Raw genomic sequence first — 18,700 nt, forward strand, 5'->3', positions numbered from 1 at the left:
CCGAGAAAACTCGGCAGATCAATGACATGGCGACGCACGGAAGAAGGTTCCGGGCGAATACCAAGTATCGCCGGTCAGGTTTTTCCAGGCATCTCTGGAAGACGACTGCGCTGTCCACTCTGGCACTTGCCCTTTCCGGCATAGCCGCCCATGCCGGCGACACCGGACTGTGGCAGCCGCAGGTCCGCGCCATCATCGGCGCCAACAACAATGGCGGCAACACGGCGATCGAGGGTTTCCTGCCGCTGAAGCAGAACCTCGAATCCGTTCTCTTTCTCGATGTGCGCTCGAAATACGATTTCGACGACGGCTTCGGCCAGGACGTCGGCCTCGGCGTTCGCCGCATCGTCAATCCGGATCTGATGATCGGCGGCTACGCCTATCTCAACATCCAGAACCAGGACAGTCACCAGTTCGTCGCCTCGACGCTCGGCCTCGAGGCCATCACCTCAAAATACGATGCGCACGTAAACGTCTATCTGCCGATCAGCGGCGACCGCAGCACGGCCGGGCAAGAGTCGAGCCTGTCGCTGGTCGGGCATCAGCTGATCGAGCAGATATCGGCCATCGCCCACCGCGATTACGCGGCCTGGGGCATCGAGGGCGAGGTCGGCGTTCAGGTGCCGCTCAACCTGCCCGAGAACCATTCACTGCGTTTCGATGTCGGCGCCTACCATTTCGGCGATCCCGACGGCGACGACGGCAGCATCACCGGCGCCAAGGCCGGCCTGGAATATTCGATCGGCGACGTCATCGGCAAAGGCACGTCGCTGGCCTTCACCGGCGAGGTGCGCAACGACAACCGCGATGACACCCAGTTCGCCGGCAGCATCCGGCTGACAGTGCCGCTCAACGCTTTCGACAAGGGCTCGTCTTCGGCCGATGACGGCGCCGAGCTGGTCTATCCGGTCAGCCCCGGCCTGCGCAAACGCGTCAACGAGCGCGTACGCGGCGACATCGGCGTTCGCATCGAGAGCCAGGACAAAGTTACCGGCACGTCGACGCGGGTGGCGATCAATGCCGCCACCAACACGGCATTCGGCCAGTTCTTCTTCGCCGATGGTGACAACGACGCGCTCGGCCTCGGCACGATCGGCGACCCGACCACGCTCGACAATGCAGTCGCCGGCGCCGGCGCTAACGGCGTCGTCGTCGCGCTAGGCGGCAAGGGCAACATTACGACAGCCGGCGTGACGCTCGCCAACGGGCAGACCGTTATCGGCGGTGGCGGCGGTGTCCAGGCGCGGGTCGCCGACGGCAGCATCGGCACCTACAATTTCGGCGGCTCCAACGGCACCATCCAGGGCACCAACCCTGCCAACAACGTCCTGACGCTCGCCAATGGCAACACGCTGAGCGGTATCACCATCACCGGCGGCAAGGACGGCATCTTCGGCAACAACATCGCCGGCGCCACGCTGACCAACGTCACGGTCACCGGCACCGGCGGCCACGGCGCCGACTTCACCGGCACCTCGACCGGCGTCAATGGTTCGAACTTCACCGCGACCGGCAACGGTCTCGACGGACTGCATATCGAAGGCGACGGCACCTATAACTTCACCGGCACGACGCTGCTGCAGGGCAATGGCGACGACGGCCTGGATATAACCGGCCACGGCACCTACACTTTCGCCACCCTCAACGCGCTCGACAACAACGATGCCGGCATTACCGTTAAGGGCACCGGGGTCGCCGGCTCGATCACCATCACCGGCGGCCAGGTGTCGGGCAACAAGGCGCTCGGCGACGACGGCGTCGGTGTCTTCATCGATCCGATCACCGCCCATATCGTGCTGGATTCGATCACCCAGACCGGCGGCACATCGGGCGTCGTGCTCGAGAATCTTTCGGGCAGCCTCACCGTCAACGGCGCGACGACGATCTCGAACACGACCGGACCGGCCATCGCGATCACGGATTCGCCGGCCGCGATCCGCTTCGGCGACATCAACATCACCAATCCCGGCACCGACGGCATGGTGTTTGCGGGCGCCAACACATCAATAATTGCCGGCAACATCGTCATTGCTGGCCTCGGCTCCGGCGTCGGCCTCGATTTCTCCGGCAGCCAGACGAATTTCACCGCGCAGTCGCTCAACATCACTGGCACAGGCGCCGCCGGCTCGATCGGCGTCGATCTATCTTCCCCGAGCGCGGGCGGGGCAACGATCGTCATCACCGATGGCGGCGCGATCGCCAATGTCGACACCGGCGTGCGCTTCGGCATTTCCGGCTCGCCGGCCAATTCGGCCAATGCCCAATTCAGTTTCGGCGGCGGCTCGATTGCCGGCATCACCGCCTCCCTCGACGCGCGGGGGCTCAACCAGACGCTCGGGCTCTATGCTTTCGGCTCGACGACCTTCAGCGGCCCGCAGCTGTTCGACCAGCAGAATGTGATTTTCGTCGGCGCGACCGCGACCGGTTCGGGCACCGGATCCTCGCTGCTCGACCTGGCGACGGTCGCGACGGCCGATGCCAATGCCGACGGCACCGCCATCTTCGTGCTGGTCAATCGCGGCACGGACATAGACGATGCGGACGCCTTCTCGCTGAGCGCCGGCCAGACGCTGGCTTCGTTCGGCAACGGCCGCACGTTCTCGCTCGGCGGCATCCCGATCAATGTGACGGGCGACAATGTCGTGCACAGCAGCACCGTCTCCGACGCCGGCGGCGCAGCCACGCTGACCAATAGCGGTGCCGGCGACACGGTGACGCTCGCCAACAATACCTCGCTGCTCGACTTCAACCTGTCCAATACCGGTGGCGGCAACGCGGTTCACGGCAGCGCCGTCAGCAATGTCACAATGACGGGCCTGGCCGTCAGCGGCGCCGACCTGAACGGCTTGCTGTTCGACGGCACCAATACCGTTACCGCCACCAACCTCAGCTCGACCAACAATGGCGGCGCCGGCTTGTCGATCCAGGGCGACGGAACCTATTCGTTCAACGGCACGACGACGCTGTCGAACAACGGCACCGACGGCCTGTTGATCAACGGCAACGGTACCTACGGCTTCGAGACGCTTGACGCCAAGGTCAATGGCGGCAGTGGCGTCGACGCCACATCGACGGGCGCCGGCAAGCTGACGACCACTGGCGGAACGATCTCCGGCAATGGCGGCAACGGATTCAGCGCATCCCAGATTGGGCTCGATGTCACGCTGACCAGCCTCAACCAGATTAGTGGCGGGACCGGTGTCGGCCTCACGAACGTCACCGGCAGCTTCGATATCTCCGGCTCGACGACGATTTCGAACGTCGCAAACGGCATTGTCATCCAGAATAGCTCGGCAACGGTAGGCTTTGGCGGCAATGTCACGGTCACCGCTCCTTCTGGCTCTGGTATCATACTGGCTGCCAATTCCGGTGCCATCACTTTCGGCGATGTCGCGATCGACCAGCCGGGCCAAAACGCGATCGACATTTTCGGTACGAACGGCACGATCAGCTTCGCCAACATCGACATCACCGGCCTGCCGCCCGGCAAGACCGGGCTCGACCTGTCGGGCAGCCAGTCGACCTTCACCGCCACCTCGCTCGACATCACCGGCGCCGGCACTTCGACCGGCATCGACCTTTCCGGCACCACCGGCGGCTCGGTGACGATCGGCACCGGCGTCATTTCCGCCGGCACCGGCGTCCAGATGGGCACGCACGGCGCGGCCGGGACCAGCGCCAACACCACCTTCTCGTTCGGTGCCGCCGGCGGCGCATCGATCACCGGGACCACCGCCTCGCTCGACATGCGCGGCCTGCTGGCCGGCAACGGCACCTATGCTTTCAATGCCACCCATTTGGTCGGCCCGCAGCTGTTCGACACTGCCAACGTCATCTTCGTCGGCGCAGCAAACACCGGGACCGGCTCCGGCGCGAGCGTTGGCGACCTTATCAACGCCGACGCCGCCGACGGTCTGACGACCGACGCCAACACCATCTTCGTCCTTGTCAACAGCGGCGCTGGAACCATCAACACCGATGCCGACGGCTTCACGCTTGCCGACGGCCAGCAGATCGTCTCCTTCGCCAACGGCAACACCGTCGCTCTCGGCGGGCCGCCGGCCAACGTCACCGGCGCCGAGGTGGTTACTTCGGGCACCCAGGTCGATCCGTTCGGCAATGGCGCCGCCACCCTCAACAACTCGGCCGGCAGCACCATCGATCTCGCCAACGGCAACCGCGTCGCCGACCTCAGCGTCAGCAATGCGGGTTTGGGCTCGGCGATCAACGGATCGAATGTAAACGCGGCCACCATCACCGGGGTGACGATCAGCAGCGCCGTAACCGGCATCGACCTGACCGGCGCAACGGGTGCGATCAACATCACCAACACGACGATGGGCGGCGTCAGCGGCACTGGCCTGCTGGCCAGCAACTTCGGCGGCACCGGCACCTTCAACAATTTGGACATCACCGGCGCCGGTATCGGCGTCAGCGTCACGGGCGGTTCCACGGGCACGCTGACCTTCGACAATGCGAGTTCGATCGCCGGCACGACGGGCACGGCGCTCAGCATTCTTGGAGCAACGCCTAACCTCACCTACAACGGCACCATCAATCAGACGAGTGCCGCGAGCGCGGTCATGATCAGCGGCATGACCGGCGGCTCGGCCACCTTCGACGGCCAAATCACCGCCAGCACCGGCGCGGCCAACGCCATCGACCTGACCGGCAATGCCGGCGGCACGATCAATTTCACCGGCGGGCTCGACCTCACCACCGATGGCGGCCTTGCCTTCAGCGCAATCAATGGCGGCACGCTCACCGTCACCGGCACTAACACGACCGCATCTGGGCTCGGCCCTGTCGAAAACGGCATCCATCTCGGTGGCGCCGGCGGTTTGACCATCGGCGCAGGCGGCGTCATTTTCGACAGCGTCACCGTCGACGGCTCAGGCGGCGCCGTGCAGACCGGCATCCTCATCGAAAACACCAGCGGCGGCAGCGTCACCTTCGGCGCTGTCGACATCAATCGCGTCAATGGCGACGCCATCCGCCTCACCAACGTGGCCAACGCCGTTACCTTCAATGGCACGACGACGATCGACACGGTTGTTGGCGGTGGCCCCGGCTTCGTGGTGCAAGGCAGCGCCGCGACGGTCAATGTCAACAATCTGGTGACGACGCTGGTTTCGGGCGACGACGTCAGCCTGACCAACAACACCGGCACGATCAACATCGGCGGCACCATCACCAATTCCGGCACCGGCAACGGCGTAGTGGTTTTTGGCGGCAGCGCCGCGATCACGGTCTCGGCCAACGTCTCCAGCTCGGCAACAGCACCAGGCACGGCGGTCAAGATCGACGGCACTATCGGCGGCTCGGCCCAGTTCAGCGGCAGCGTCACGTCGACCGGCACCGGAAATCTGTTCGCCATCGGCTCGACATTGCCCCCGGCAGGCGGTGCGTTCAGCTTCACCGGCCCGACCCTGTCGGCGAGCGGTGGCGGCGGCGCGGTGGTCGGTGGCCTGATCGGCACCGCAACGTTGAATGTTACCACCCCGCTATCGATCACCAATGCCTTGGGCACCGGCCTGTCCGTCTCCGGTGTCGCGAGCACCGCATCGGCAACCTTCGGGGCGGTGACCGTGACGGGCGCCGGCGGCATCGGCATCAACATTGTCGGCAATGCCGGCCCGGTGACCTTCGGCACGACCCAGGTCACGCTGGGCACCACGAGCGGCACTGCCGGCATCAACTTCGCCGGCACCAACAACGATGTCAGCTTCGGCACGACCACCATCGACGATGTCGGCGCCAATCAGAACGGCATCGACTTCAGCGGCTCCTCAACGACGGCCGATTTCGGCCTGACGACGATCACCGGCCTGGGCGACCTGACCTCGCGCGGCATCGACCTGTCGTCGACCACCGGCAACAAGGTCATCACCTTCCTGCAGGGTTCCAAGATCGACAATGTCGGCATCGGCGTCGAATTGTCGTCCGGCCAGACCACGGCGACCTCCGCCAATGCCAACTTCACCTTCGGCGACGGCGATTCGACCGACGGGCTGGAATCCTTCATCGTCGCCGCCGCCGGCGGCTTCACCGTCAACACGGTCGGTCTCGATCCGACGCTCGGCAACTACGATTTCGACGACGTGTTCTTCACCGGCAGCGCCAACCTCGCCACCGCGCCCGGTTCGATCACGCTGGTCTCGCAGTCGGGCGGCTTCATCGCCGCCGGCACGACCGGCAATCTCAGCATGGGCGTCAACACCATTTCGCTCGCCGCCGCCGATGCGCTGACCGGCACGCAGAACTTCGCCTTCGTCGGCACGATCAATCTCGGCGCCACCGCCTTCACGCTCGATTCCGGCCAGACGATCACCGGCTTCGGCAACAGCAATGTGGTTTCGACCGGCACGATCCAGCCGGCCAACGTCCAGGGCAATCTCGGCGCCACCGGCGGCAACATCACCGGCGACGAGGCCGTCGTCAGCGGAACGACGAACCTGATGCAGCTGCTCGGCGACAATGCCGTGCGCCACACCGCATTCGACTTCAGCAGCGCGGCCGGTGCTGCCTTCCTGATCGACCAGAGCGCGGTCGGCTTCAGCAATGCCAGCGGCATCACCATCGAAGGCGTGACGATCTCGAATGTCGCGGCGGGCCAGACCGCCATCCAGGTTACCGGCCTCAATGGCAATCTGTCGGTCATCAACAACAACATCAACGTTGCCGGCTCACTGCTCAATGCAATCGGCGGCACCGGCACCATCTCGGTGTCGCGCGGCTTCCTGCCCAATGGCGGGCCGGCCGGAACGCTGACCGGTGGCGGCATCAACATCGCCAACCGCACCGGCGGCGCGGTGACCTTCACCGACCAGGTGGCCATCACCGGCGGCAATGGCGTCTCGATTTCGGGCGGCACCGCCGGCGGCGCCGTCAATTTCAATGGCGGCCTCGACATCACGACGTCCCTCGCCACTGGCCTCAGCCTCTCGGGGCTGAATGTCCTGACCGTCGCGAATGCCGGCTCGACGACGATCAACGCCACGGGCCAGACCGCGCTGTCGCTGCAAGGCACACTCGGCGCCGGCGGCGTCAATTTCGACAGCATCACCTCGAGCGGCGGCACAAGCGGCATCATCCTCAACGGCGTCACCGGGGCGGTGAATGTCTCCGGCGCGACCAGCATCACCGGCACCAGCAGCTTCGGCATAGACGGCACCGGCGCCAACACCGGCACGTTCACCTTCGGCGCGGTGACGGTCAACAACACCGCCACGGCCGGCGGCGGCATCCATGTGGTATCAGGCACGGTCAACGTCACCGGCCTCGCCAACATCGATACGACGAGCGGCGTCGGCCTGTCGCAGAGCGGCGGCACGACAAGCTTCACCGGCGGTGTGACCATCGACACCACGACCGGCACGGCCATCGTGGGCACCGGCGGCACGATGGGCATCACCGCCACCGGCGGTGCCGAGACGGTAAACTCGACCCTCGGCCAGGCGATCAGCCTCTCCGGCGTCGCCGCCAGCATTGCGCTCGACTCGACCTCGTCGGGCGGCGGCACCAACAATGTTGGCCTGGCCAATGTCACCGGAACAGTCAGCCTCGGATCCGGCGCATTGAGCGGCGCTTCGGGCGTCGCATTCCTGGTCACCGGCGGTGCTGCGACCGTCAGCTATGGCGGCACGGTCACCAAGACCACCGCCGGCAAGATCGTCGACATCTCCGGCGTCACCGGCGGCACGGTCACGCTGTCCGGCGCGCTCAGCGCCACCGGCGGTTTCGACAATGGTGTTTATGTCCACGGCAACTCCGGCGGGACCATCACTCTCAGCGGTGGCACAAAGACGCTGACCACTGGCGCCAATACGGCGGTCGACTTGACGACCAACACCGGCGCGACGATCAACTTCGATACGGGTGGCCTGGTGATCACCACCACCTCCGGCACGGGCTTCAACGCCAGCGGCGGTGGCACGGTCAGCGTCGGCGCGCTCCTCAGCGACAACAGCATCACCACGACGGCCGGCGGCACCGCGTTGAACCTCAATGGCGTTACGATTGGCGCTGCGGGCATGAATTTCGACAGTGTCTCGGCCACTGCCGCCGCAACCGGCATCTCGCTGACCAATATCGCCTCGTCCGGCGGCGGCGCCATCATTCTCGGCACGGTCAACCTGCAAGGCATCACCACGCGTGGTGTCGATGTTTCCGGCACGCTTGGCGCGGCGCTGTCCTTCAACGATCTCGACATCGGCCTGAACAGCACCACGGGCGTGGCCTTCGACCTCAACGGTGCCACCATCAATGCGGCGGTGACGGCCAATGACTTCGATGTCACCAATGCCGCCGCCGCCGGCACCTCGATAGGCGTCGACCTGCGCGGCGCCATCGGCGGCCAGACGGTGCGCCTCGGTGATGCCGTGGTCGGCGGCGCCAGTTCGAGCATAGCCGGGGTCAACACCGGCGTGTTCCTCAACAGCGCCACCAACCTCGCTTTCACCTATGGCGACGGCGAATCGGCGACCGACCAGCTTTCGACCATCGGCGCCAATGTAGGCATCGACGCCTCCAGTGCGCCGGTTGCTGGCACCTACAACTTCCAGGACGTGAACTTCCAGTCGACCCCGGGCTTGGGCTTCGGTGTCGGCAAGGTCTATTTCGTCGGCGCTTCCGCGACCGGCGACGGCAGCGGCCGCGACCAGAACAATCTGGCGACGCTGACCACCGCCGAAGCGGCAGCAGTCTCGACGGACATTCTCGTCCTCGTCAACGATGGCGGCGTCATCACCGCGGCAGGCAGCAATGGCAACGATACGCTGGCGCTCGCCATCGGCGAGCAGGTGCGCGGCTTCGGCAACGGCAACATCAACCTGGCGCTGACGGTGCCCTCCACCATCCAGCTCGCCAGCAACAACATCTCGATCATCGACCAGACGCCCAACGGCGCCGCGACGCTGACCACGAGTGCCGGCAACAATGTCATCACGCTCGGCGCCGGCGGCAACATCATCGACGGCTTCATCCTGAATGGCAGCCCGGCGGGTGCCGCGCGCGGCATCAAGGACAATGGCGCTGGCGCTGCGAATACCGTCATCAGCAACATGACTATCAGCAATTTTGCCACGCAGGGTATCGAGATCACGCCGTCAAACAGCACGACGATCAACAACGTTACCTTCTCCGGCAACGCCAGCGATGTGTGGCTGAACGCGTCCAACACCACCATCACCAACGTCACCAGCACCGGCGCCACCGGCATTGCCTTCAGGCTCGACAACACCGTCGGCACGACGACGCTGACCAACGTCAACATCACCACCGCGGCGACCGGAACCGGCATCGCCTTCGGCGGCGCGTCGGGTCCGCAAGGCACGATCAGCGGCACCAATGTCCAAATATCGGGCGGCAGCGGCCTTTCGGTGACCGGCGGCAACGCGGTGATCAGCTTCGACGGCGCCAGCTCCATCATCAGCACGTCGGGCGCGGCGGCGACGATCTCGACCCGCGCTGGCGGCAGCTTCACCTTCGCCGGCTCGGTGATCGCCAACGGCGCTGCGAGCGGCATCAGCATTTCCGGCGCGACGGCGGCCAATACGGTGAGCTTCACCGGTACGGTCGATCTCGGCACCACGACGCCGATGACCGGCACCGCAGTCGCAATCAACAACGGCGCCACGGCCTCGACCGTCAGCTTCGCAAACCTCGATATCGTCACCAACGGCACCACCGGATTCAGCGCCATCAATGGCGGCACGGTCAATGTGACGACCGGCACGGTGAGCTCCACTTCCGCGCAGGCGGTCAACCTCAACGGCATCGCCACCACCACCGGCATCAATTTCACCTCGACCAATTCGACCGGCGGCACCAACAACGTGTCGCTGACCAATGTCGCCGGCGCCGGCACTGTCAGCCTCGGCTCCGGTGCGCTCGGCGGCGCGACCGGCGCCGCCTTCCTGGTCACCGGCGGTTCGGCCAACATCAGCTATGCCGGCTCGGTCACCAAGACCACGGCCGGAAACGTCGTCAGCATCTCCACCCGCACCGCCGGCACCATGACGCTGTCGGGAACTCTCAGCGCCACCGGCGGCGTGGCCAACGGCATCCTCGTCAACGCCAACACCGGCGGCACGATCAACTTCTCCGGAGCCACCAAGACACTGACCACGGGCGCCAGCAACGCCGTCGATTTGACGGCGAATGCCGGCACGGCGATCAACTTCACCGGCGGCGGCCTGGCCATTACCACCACCTCCGGCACCGGCTTCAACGCCACGAGCAACGGCACTGGCACCGTGACCGTTATCGGCTCGGGCAACACGATTTCGACCGGCAGCGGCGTCGCGGTCAACCTTGACAGCGTTGCCATCGCGGCGGGCGGCGTGACCTTCGCTTCCACAAACAAGGGCGCCGGCGGCACCAGCGCGGTCATCCTCGATACCGTCACCGGTCCCGGAGCGATCGATCTCGGCACCGGCGCGCTGGTGGGCGGAACAAGCGCCGTGATCCGTATCGGCGATGGCCTAGGCACCGCCAACAGCGGCGGCACGGCGGCCTTCACCTATGCCGGCGCGATCACCAGCGGCAGCACCGGCCAGGCAGTCAACATCCAGGATCGCGCCCTGACCGCCGGCAACATCACCCTGTCGGGCAACATCACGCATAATGCGGCGGGCCAGATCGGCATCCTGCTGGACGACAATGTCGCCGGCATCATCACCTTCTCCGGCGCGTTGAAGTCGATCACCTCGGCCACGGCGGCTGGCGTCAGCCTGAGCGACAATACCGGTGCGACGATCAACTTCACCAATGGCGGGCTGGTCATCGCCACCACCAGCGGCGCCGGTTTCAATGCCACCGGCGGCGGCACGGTGACGGTGCAGGGCACCGGCAACACCATCGCGTCCGGCACGGGCACGGCGCTTAATGTCGCCAACACGACGATCGGCGCCGGCGACGTGACGTTCAGGAGCATTGCGTCCAATGGTGCAGCCAACGGCATCGTGCTCAACAACACCGGCACCAGCGGCAATCTGGTGGTGACCGGCACCGGCGCGACGGGGGGCAGCGGCGGCACGATCCAGAACTCGACCGGCGATGGCGTCAGCCTGACCGACACTCAGGATGTCAGCTTGAGCAACATGATCATCAGCGACAATGCGGGCAACGGCATAAAGGGCCTGCGCGTCAACGGTGTGGTGCTCAACGGTCTGACCCTGAACAGCAATGCCGATGCCAACACCGAGTCCGGAATCCTGTTCAACGAACTTACCGGCAACGCCTCGCACGTCACCGCGTTCACCAACCTTACTGTCTCGAACTCTTTCACCCACAATGTGCAAGTCATCAATTCCGGCGGCACGTTGACGAACCTTGTGGTGAGCGGCGGTACGTTCTCTAACAACGGCGCCTCAAACAATGCCGGCAGCGACTTCATCTTCGAGGCGGACGGCGCCGGTGTCGCCGGCGCGCCGACGATGACGCTGACCGTCGACGGCGCAACCTTCACCGGCAACAACGCCTATCCCGGACCGGGAGTCATCCCTGGAACCGGTCTGTTCGTCATTGCCAATGACGGCACCGTCAACGCTCACATCGGCGAGACCACGGGAAATCTATTCAACAATCTGAACAACGGCATCAACCTCACCCAGAGCAGCAATTCCGGCGCCGGCACGGGCGGCAATCTGAATTTCACCGTCCGGAACAACACCGTCACCAACAGCGACTCGACGGCCATCAACGTGTTCAGCAGCGGCGACCTCGCACGGACGCTTGACGGCACAATCGCCAACAACGTCATCGGTACGCAAGGCGTAGCAACCTCGGGATCGCGAACCGGCAACGGCATCAGGGTTGGGCATGAAAGCCTCGGCGTCGCCAAGGTGCTGATCGACAACAACATTATCCAGAGCATCGGCGTCAACGGCATAAGCGGTGGCGACAGCGTCTCGATCACGCAGCTCGTGCAGCCGGGCACCGTGCACGCGACGGTCACCAACAACACCATTCGCGACAATGCCGACAGCCGCGGCATCACGGTCACCGCCACATTTGCCGGCGCTATCATCAATGCCGACGTTCATGCCAACACCATCACCAACGTCAACAACGCCAATGCCATCCGCTTCCTCGCGGACGGCCTCGGCGGCGCCGACGGCACGATCAACGTACCGCAGGCGAGCGAGGCCGGTATCGAAACCGTCAATGGCGGGGCAACGGCACTGACGGACACCCGGACGTTCTTCAACCAGCCGCTGCCACTGCTGCCTGCCGCGACACCGTAGTCAGCAACCTTGGATTTCGTCCTAGGAAATATATTTTATGAATTTGATATCGACTTGTTGTCTTACTTAGGCATAATACAAGAATTCAGACAGTAAGCCGCCAACGGAGGGAACGGGGATGAGTGAGCCTTATTTAGGTGAAGTCAAGATCATTTCCTGGAACTATGCACCGCGCGGCTGGGCATTTTGTAACGGCCAGTTGTTGCCGCTTAACCAGAACCAGCCATTGTTCTCACTTCTTGGCACCAGGTACGGCGGCAACGGCCAGACAAATTTTGCCCTTCCGGATATGAGGGGACGTGCGCCGGTTCATACGGGCGGCCCTATTGGTGCAATTGTCGGCGGCCAGGGCGGCGAAGAGTTTCACACGCTCACGCTCGGCGAAATGCCGACACACAACCATTTCGTCAACGCATCGAACACTGCCGGCAACGTCAACAATCCATCCGGCGCGCTGTTGGGGGCGAACGCCAGCCCGATCTATCAGCCGCCTGGCAGCGCGGTGGCTATGGCGAAGGAAAACATCACTTTCGTCGGTGGCGGCCAGCCGCATGAGAACAGATCGCCCTATCTCGTCTTGAATTTCATCATTGCCCTGCAAGGCATATTCCCGTCGCGAAATTAAGAGGACGCTTCGATGAGCCAACCTTTTGTCGGCGAGATCAGGATGTTCGGTGGCAATTTCCCTCCGAATGGCTGGGCGTTCTGCCAAGGCCAGTTGATGCCGATCTCCGAGAACGAAACCTTGTTCAATCTGATCGGTACGACCTATGGCGGCGACGGGGAGGAAACATTCGCCCTGCCCAACCTCGCATCCCGCATCCCCGTCCATGCTGGCAAGGGCCCGCTGGTCAGCCAGACCTATATCATCGGAGAACTGGGCGGGGTCGAATCCGTCACTGTTTCAACCCAACAAATGCCGAACCATTCCCATACCTGGACCGGTTCGTCGAATATCGCCAAGAATCCGGGTCCGTCCGGCGGTGTCCTGGCGACATCGAGCCTGCTGACGCCCTATGTGGGTATCGCACCTGATGGCAACATGGCCGCCGGAGCCATTTCGCCGGCCGGCGGCAGCCAGCCTCACGACAATATGGTGCCGTTCCTCGCCGTCAGTTTCATCATCTCGCTATTTGGCATCTTCCCCCAGCAAAGCTAGAGACTTGCCATGACCAATCCGTTCGTCGCCGAAATTCGAATTTTTGCCGGAGATTTCGCCCCGACGGGGTGGGCGACCTGCGATGGCCAGCTCCTGCCAATCTCGCAGAATACGGCGCTGTTTTCGCTGCTGGGCACAGTTTACGGCGGCGACGGCAAGTCGACCTTCGCGTTGCCGAATATGGCTGGCTCCGCGCCCATGGGGCAAGGACAGGGCAATGGCTTGTCGGAGCGGTTTCTCGGCGAGACGGGTGGCGAAACGTCCATCACCCTTCTGCAAACGGAAATGCCGCAACATAATCATTTTGTCGCGATATCCACCGAGAGTGGCGCCCAGGGAACTCTTACCGATGCGGTTGTTCTGGGGAAGTCGGGGGGCGGAACGCTGTATCAGAACAACACTTCGCAAAATCTGGTCCAGATGGACCCCCAGGCACTGAGCATGACGGGCAGTACGTTGCCTCACAACAACCTGCCTCCCTATCTGGCGATGACGTTCATCATTGCCATGCAAGGCGTTTATCCGGCGCGTCCGTAAGCGCCACTCCATGATCCAGCTTCCGATTGTGGACAACGGGCCTGTTATATTTTGCTGGGTGCGCGCGGCGCGGATTGATCTGACGTTCCGCCCGATGGCGGACGCCGATCTGCCGTTCATGTCGGCGCTCTACGCCTCGACCCGCGCCGAAGAACTTGCCGTCACGCCGTGGAGCGACGCGCAGAAAACGGCGTTCCTCGACATGCAGTTTCAAGCGCAGCACGCGCATTACCAGAAATACTATCCCAACGCCGACTGGCTGGTGATCGAGCAGGCAAGGCAAGATATCGGTCGCCTGTATATCGAGCGCTCGGCGAGCGAGCATTGCATCATAGATATCGCCTTCCTGCCGGCGCATCGCGGCAAGGGGTCTGGCGGTGCGTTGCTCGCCGATCTCATCGATGAGGCCGCCGCCGTCGGCAAGTTGGTCTCGATCCATGTCGAGAAGAACAATCCAGCGCGGCGGCTCTACAAACGCCTCGGCTTCACCGTTGCCGAGGACAAGGGCGTCTACGACCTGATGATCCGTTCGCCGTAAGGGCCGTGCCGGTCGTCACGTGCCGCGATACCAGGAGACGATGGTGAAACGTTCGTTGCGCGTGACCGGGGTGACTTCATGCGTCGTTTCCGAACGAAAGGCGACGAGAGAGCCCGGCAACGCGGGCATGGCAACGCGCAGGCCCGGGCCGCTGTAAGGCCCATGCAGGACCAGCGAGCCGCCTGCATAGCTTTTTGGCGAAGGGTTGTCCGATTGACGGTTGAGAAAGATCACCGCCGAGATCTTTCGGAACCGCGACTCGTCGTGAATGAGCGGCGTGTTGCCATCCTGGTGCGGCACAAAGAAATCGCCTTGCCGATAGTGAAGGAACTGAGGTTTCTCGACCTGGCCGAGCAGCAGCCCGAAATGCCGCTCCAGAGCCGCCTTCTGCTGCGCCAACAGGGCACTCACTCGCTCTTCAGTGGCCTCCGAAACATCGGCGCGCACGGTCTTTCGGATCTCCGGCCATGCCATCTTCTGGTCGGCACGCCCCAGCAGGCCGGCCGGACGGCCCACGGCCGCCCGAATTTCCGCGCACAGTGCGCTACACGCCGCTCCGTCAAATACGTCCGCAATCTCGATATAGTCGATCATATGTCGAGCCGCCGCGCTGCCAAATCGCCCTGATGGCCGGAGCGTCCCCGTGGCCGATCCGGTCGAAAAAAATCAGTTGAATACCGCCTCGTAAAGCCGCCCTGCCTCATCGGCAGCGATCGGCACGATGAAGATCTCATGGGCGCCGCTTTTGCCGTTGAACCGATAGATAGCCTGCGGCAGCGCCGCGTCGCGCGGCCCCCTGAACAGCAGCGTGAAGCCACCGCCGTCGCGCGGGCTGTTGGCAATGGGCTGCACCGCGCTCAGTTCCATCGTGAGCGTCTGACCGCCGGCTTCGACGGAAAAGCTCTGCCCCTGCTCGAAATCCGAAAGCGATGCCATGCGCCTGCCCTGGTTCGTCTGTCTTTCAGACGGCTCTCTTGAGATGTCTATCCCGTCAGCCAATCTCGCCTCTTCATGGCGTGCTGTCTATAGAGCTCGATACCCGAAGTACAAAAGAGCACGATCAAACAAACAGATAGATTTATCTTGGCCACGTAGGGTGAAGCAGCCGTCAACGCGTTGCGCACCGGCAGCCACTGGCCTAAACCGGAATGGTATAAGAGGAGAACACTAGGGATGACTGACGCGAAAACAGACACGGCCCCGGCCGGAAGCACCGCGACCAACGCGCTGCCGCTGTTCTACAAAAAACCCGAGGCGCTCAATCCGCTGCGGCACGGCTCACTCGGCCTTACGGCGCGGGCCGATTTCTCCTTTGCCCGCACCGCGCACGCCATCCCCGTCGTCGCATCGGAAATGCCCGCGGCGATGCGCTCCTATCCGATCGTTTTCATTGGCGACGCCAAGGCGCCTGTCATCATCACCGGTCTGCGCCAGGACCAGAACCTGTTCGTAGGCGCCGACGGCAAATGGGCGGAGCCGCATTACATTCCCGCCTATGTCCGCCGTTACCCCTTCATCCTCGCCGATGAATCGAAAACGACCGGCCGCCTGACGTTGTGCATCGACCGTGCCAGCGAACGCGTCGTCGAGCAGATGCCTTCGTCCAAGGACAGCGACGAGATCGCGCCCTTCTTCGACGGCAACGAGCCGGCCGAGGCCTCGAAGCAGGCGCTCGCCTTCTGCAGCCAGTTCCAGACCGACTTCAATGCGACTCGCGCCATGATCGACAAGATCGACACGCACGGCCTGTTCGCGCCGCGGCAGAGCAAGGTGACGCTGGAGGGCGGCGAGACCCTCAACCTCACCGACTTTCAGGTGATCGACGAGCCGGCCTTCAACAAATTGAGCGACGAGGCGTTTCTCGATCTCAGGAAATCCGGCGCGCTTGCGCTGCTCTATTGCCATCTCGCCTCGAGCAACAGCTGGACCTCGCTGGTCTTCCAGGCGTCATTGCGGCGAGTTGGCTGACGCGGCCCGCGACGAAAAGCTTCGGCAAGGCGCGGGTTGTTTAAATCAACGGTTCGCGCCTTCGTACGACGATCAATCCGCCGCTCGAATCATGCTGTTGTCGTGCAGATCGCTTGCCATGACGGGCTGGCGAACTCCCAATGCTCGACGTGCAGCTCTCGCCGAAATGCGCCGAGGCGGCATCACCCCCCGGTTCGCGGACCTGTCAATAAAGTCGAGCACGACAGCCTTGCTGCCCTCCTCGATCGTTGAATAGCCGGTCGCGGCCATCGAGCACGGTCCGAACGCAAAAAGCCCGCGTGAAGCGGGCTTTTTTTGTTGGTTGCGGGGACAGGATTTGAACCTGTGACCTTCAGGTTATGAGCCTGACGAGCTACCGGGCTGCTCCACCCCGCGTCACCTCCAGGGCAAGCTCTTGCTTGCTCCGGACTCTCCAGGGCAAGCTCTTGCTTGCTCCGGACTCTCCAGGGCAAGCTCTTGCTTGCTCCGGACTCTCCAGGGCAAGCTCTTGCTTGCTCCGGACTCTCCAGGGCAAGCTCTTGCTTGCTCCGGACTCTCCAGGGCAGCTCTTGCCTGCTCCGGATCTGAAGCAAGCGTTTGCTTGCTTATCTGGACGTAAGCCTGGGCCTATGAACAGGATGGCTTACAGATAGGTATATGGCTGACCAAATGAAAGGGCCGCTTGCGCGGCCCGTGATCCCTTGGCGGGCCTTTTCGTAGAGAGAAGATTTCAGTTTCATCCGGTTTGCGGATGAGAGTTCAACGTGCGTTTTGCAGACCTGGCAGCGACCTACTCTCCCGCGTCTTGAGACGAAGTACCATCAGCGCTGGAGCGTTTCACGGCCGAGTTCGGAATGGGATCGGGTGCAGCCGCTCCGCCATAACCACCAGGTCGGCAAAACGCACGTTATATCGAGAAGCTGTTTTTTCGTGCCAAGGCGACGTTTGTGTTTTGCTTACGGGCGTAAGCCCGCAAGCGCGACTGCGCGTCGCCGGTTTTCCGGCGCCCTCGCGGAGCATAGGCCCTGTAAGGGCCGCTCATGCGTGAGCGCTGGTCAGATCATCGTGTTCACGATGAGCATAAGGAATGAGAACGATCAAGCCGATCGAACTATTAGTACCGGTAAGCTTCAAGCGTTGCCGCTCTTCCACACCCGGCCTATCAACGTGGTCGTCTTCCACGGTTCTCAGGGAATACTCGTTTTAAGGTGGGTTTCCCGCTTAGATGCCTTCAGCGGTTATCCCGTCCGGATATAGCTACCCTGCTATGCGGCTGGCGCCACAACAGGTCCACCAGAGATCCGTCCATCCCGGTCCTCTCGTACTAGGGACAGATCCTTTCAATATTCCTACACCCACGGCAGATAGGGACCGAACTGTCTCACGACGTTCTGAACCCAACTCACGTACCGCTTTAAATGGCGAACAGCCATACCCTTGGGACCTGCTCCAGCCCCAGGATGCGATGAGTCGACATCGAGGTGCCAAACAACCCCGTCGATATGGACTCTTGGGGGTCATCAGCCTGTTATCCCCGGCGTACCTTTTATCCGTTGAGCGATGGCCCTTCCACGCGGGACCACCGGATCACTATGACCGACTTTCGTCTCTGCTCGACTTGTCAGTCTCGCAGTCAGGCAGGCTTATGCCATTGCACTCAGCGAACGATTTCCGACCGTTCTGAGCCCACCATCGCGCGCCTCCGTTACTCTTTAGGAGGCGACCGCCCCAGTCAAACTACCCACCATACATTGTCCCGGACCCGGATAACGGGCCGCGGTTAGACATCCATAGTAATAAGGGTGGTATTTCAAGGGTGGCTCCACCTGAGCTGGCGCCCAGGTTTCAAAGCCTACCACCTATCCTACACATGCCACTACGAATGCCAATGTAAAGCTATAGTAAAGGTGCACGGGGTCTTTCCGTCTAACCGCAGGAACCCCGCATCTTCACGGGGAATTCAATTTCACTGAGTCTATGCTGGAGACAGCGGGGAAGTCGTTACGCCATTCGTGCAGGTCGGAACTTACCCGACAAGGAATTTCGCTACCTTAGGACCGTTATAGTTACGGCCGCCGTTTACTGGGGCTTCGATTCAGAGCTTGCACCCCTCCTCTTAACCTTCCAGCACCGGGCAGGCGTCAGACCCTATACGTCGTCTTGCGACTTCGCAGAGCCCTGTGTTTTTGATAAACAGTCGCTACCCCCTGGTCTGTGCCACCCTCCTCTACTTGCGTAGAAAAGGGTCAC

The 18,700-nt window shown here is 63.0% G+C and carries 9 protein-coding genes, 1 tRNA gene and 2 rRNA genes (1 of these 12 only partly in view); 6 read left to right on the forward strand and 6 right to left on the reverse strand.

Going from position 1 to position 18,700, the window contains the following annotated elements:
* Window positions 1-26 precede the first annotated feature (26 nt).
* The 5 genes from AC3CCE_RS08035 (at window position 27) to AC3CCE_RS08055 (ending at window position 14,482) form a co-directional block, all read left to right on the forward strand.
* Window positions 27-12,248: an inverse autotransporter beta domain-containing protein gene (locus AC3CCE_RS08035; protein ID WP_352624974.1), complete on the forward strand. Its 12,222-nt coding sequence runs from the start codon at window positions 27-29 to the stop codon at window positions 12,246-12,248.
* A gap of 118 nt (window positions 12,249-12,366) precedes the next feature.
* Window positions 12,367-12,873, forward strand: a complete 507-nt coding sequence (locus AC3CCE_RS08040; RefSeq protein WP_023672955.1) for a phage tail protein — start codon at window positions 12,367-12,369, stop codon at window positions 12,871-12,873.
* A 12-nt stretch (window positions 12,874-12,885) separates the two neighbouring features.
* A complete protein-coding gene (locus tag AC3CCE_RS08045; RefSeq protein WP_023672956.1) occupies window positions 12,886-13,407 on the forward strand; it encodes a phage tail protein in 522 nt (173 codons plus the stop codon).
* Between the two features lie 9 nt (window positions 13,408-13,416).
* Window positions 13,417-13,944, forward strand: a complete 528-nt coding sequence (locus tag AC3CCE_RS08050; RefSeq protein WP_023672957.1) for a phage tail protein — start codon at window positions 13,417-13,419, stop codon at window positions 13,942-13,944.
* A gap of 10 nt (window positions 13,945-13,954) precedes the next feature.
* On the forward strand, window positions 13,955-14,482 hold the full coding sequence (locus AC3CCE_RS08055; protein ID WP_352459771.1) for a GNAT family N-acetyltransferase: 528 nt from the start codon (window positions 13,955-13,957) through the stop codon (window positions 14,480-14,482).
* Between the two features lie 15 nt (window positions 14,483-14,497).
* On the opposite strand, the gene AC3CCE_RS08060 is transcribed toward AC3CCE_RS08055, so the two are convergent.
* Together AC3CCE_RS08060 and AC3CCE_RS08065 are read right to left on the reverse strand one after the other, a co-directional pair.
* On the reverse strand, window positions 14,498-15,076 hold the full coding sequence (locus tag AC3CCE_RS08060) for a 2OG-Fe(II) oxygenase (RefSeq protein ID WP_352459770.1): 579 nt from the start codon (window positions 15,074-15,076) through the stop codon (window positions 14,498-14,500).
* 72 nt (window positions 15,077-15,148) lie between these two features.
* Window positions 15,149-15,418, reverse strand: a complete 270-nt coding sequence (locus tag AC3CCE_RS08065) for a DUF6916 family protein (RefSeq protein WP_023672960.1) — start codon at window positions 15,416-15,418, stop codon at window positions 15,149-15,151.
* A 237-nt stretch (window positions 15,419-15,655) separates the two neighbouring features.
* On the opposite strand from AC3CCE_RS08065, the gene AC3CCE_RS08070 reads away from it, so the two are divergent.
* Window positions 15,656-16,450, forward strand: coding sequence for a SapC family protein (locus AC3CCE_RS08070; protein ID WP_352459769.1), 795 nt, complete (start codon window positions 15,656-15,658; stop codon window positions 16,448-16,450).
* A 72-nt stretch (window positions 16,451-16,522) separates the two neighbouring features.
* On the opposite strand, the gene AC3CCE_RS08075 is transcribed toward AC3CCE_RS08070, so the two are convergent.
* From AC3CCE_RS08075 to AC3CCE_RS08090, 4 genes are all read right to left on the reverse strand, one after another.
* On the reverse strand, window positions 16,523-16,720 hold the full coding sequence (locus AC3CCE_RS08075) for a hypothetical protein (RefSeq protein ID WP_352459768.1): 198 nt from the start codon (window positions 16,718-16,720) through the stop codon (window positions 16,523-16,525).
* Window positions 16,721-16,769: 49 nt separating this feature from the next.
* Window positions 16,770-16,846: transfer RNA gene (locus AC3CCE_RS08080), tRNA-Met, on the reverse strand.
* Window positions 16,847-17,227: 381 nt separating this feature from the next.
* Window positions 17,228-17,342, reverse strand: a 5S ribosomal RNA gene (gene rrf, locus AC3CCE_RS08085).
* 201 nt (window positions 17,343-17,543) lie between these two features.
* Window positions 17,544-18,700: ribosomal RNA gene (locus AC3CCE_RS08090) — 23S ribosomal RNA — on the reverse strand; it runs 1,645 nt beyond the window's last position.

The organism is Mesorhizobium sp. P160187 (assembly GCF_057766425.1).

Coding starts and splice junctions, on each gene's coding strand:
- AC3CCE_RS08035 (WP_352624974.1), top strand. CDS start 27: ATGGCGACGCACGGAAGAAGGTTCCGGGCGAATACCAAGTATCGCCGG.
- AC3CCE_RS08040 (WP_023672955.1), top strand. CDS start 12,367: ATGAGTGAGCCTTATTTAGGTGAAGTCAAGATCATTTCCTGGAACTAT.
- AC3CCE_RS08045 (WP_023672956.1), top strand. CDS start 12,886: ATGAGCCAACCTTTTGTCGGCGAGATCAGGATGTTCGGTGGCAATTTC.
- AC3CCE_RS08050 (WP_023672957.1), top strand. CDS start 13,417: ATGACCAATCCGTTCGTCGCCGAAATTCGAATTTTTGCCGGAGATTTC.
- AC3CCE_RS08055 (WP_352459771.1), top strand. CDS start 13,955: ATGATCCAGCTTCCGATTGTGGACAACGGGCCTGTTATATTTTGCTGG.
- AC3CCE_RS08060 (WP_352459770.1), bottom strand. CDS start 15,076: ATGATCGACTATATCGAGATTGCGGACGTATTTGACGGAGCGGCGTGT.
- AC3CCE_RS08065 (WP_023672960.1), bottom strand. CDS start 15,418: ATGGCATCGCTTTCGGATTTCGAGCAGGGGCAGAGCTTTTCCGTCGAA.
- AC3CCE_RS08070 (WP_352459769.1), top strand. CDS start 15,656: ATGACTGACGCGAAAACAGACACGGCCCCGGCCGGAAGCACCGCGACC.
- AC3CCE_RS08075 (WP_352459768.1), bottom strand. CDS start 16,720: ATGGCCGCGACCGGCTATTCAACGATCGAGGAGGGCAGCAAGGCTGTC.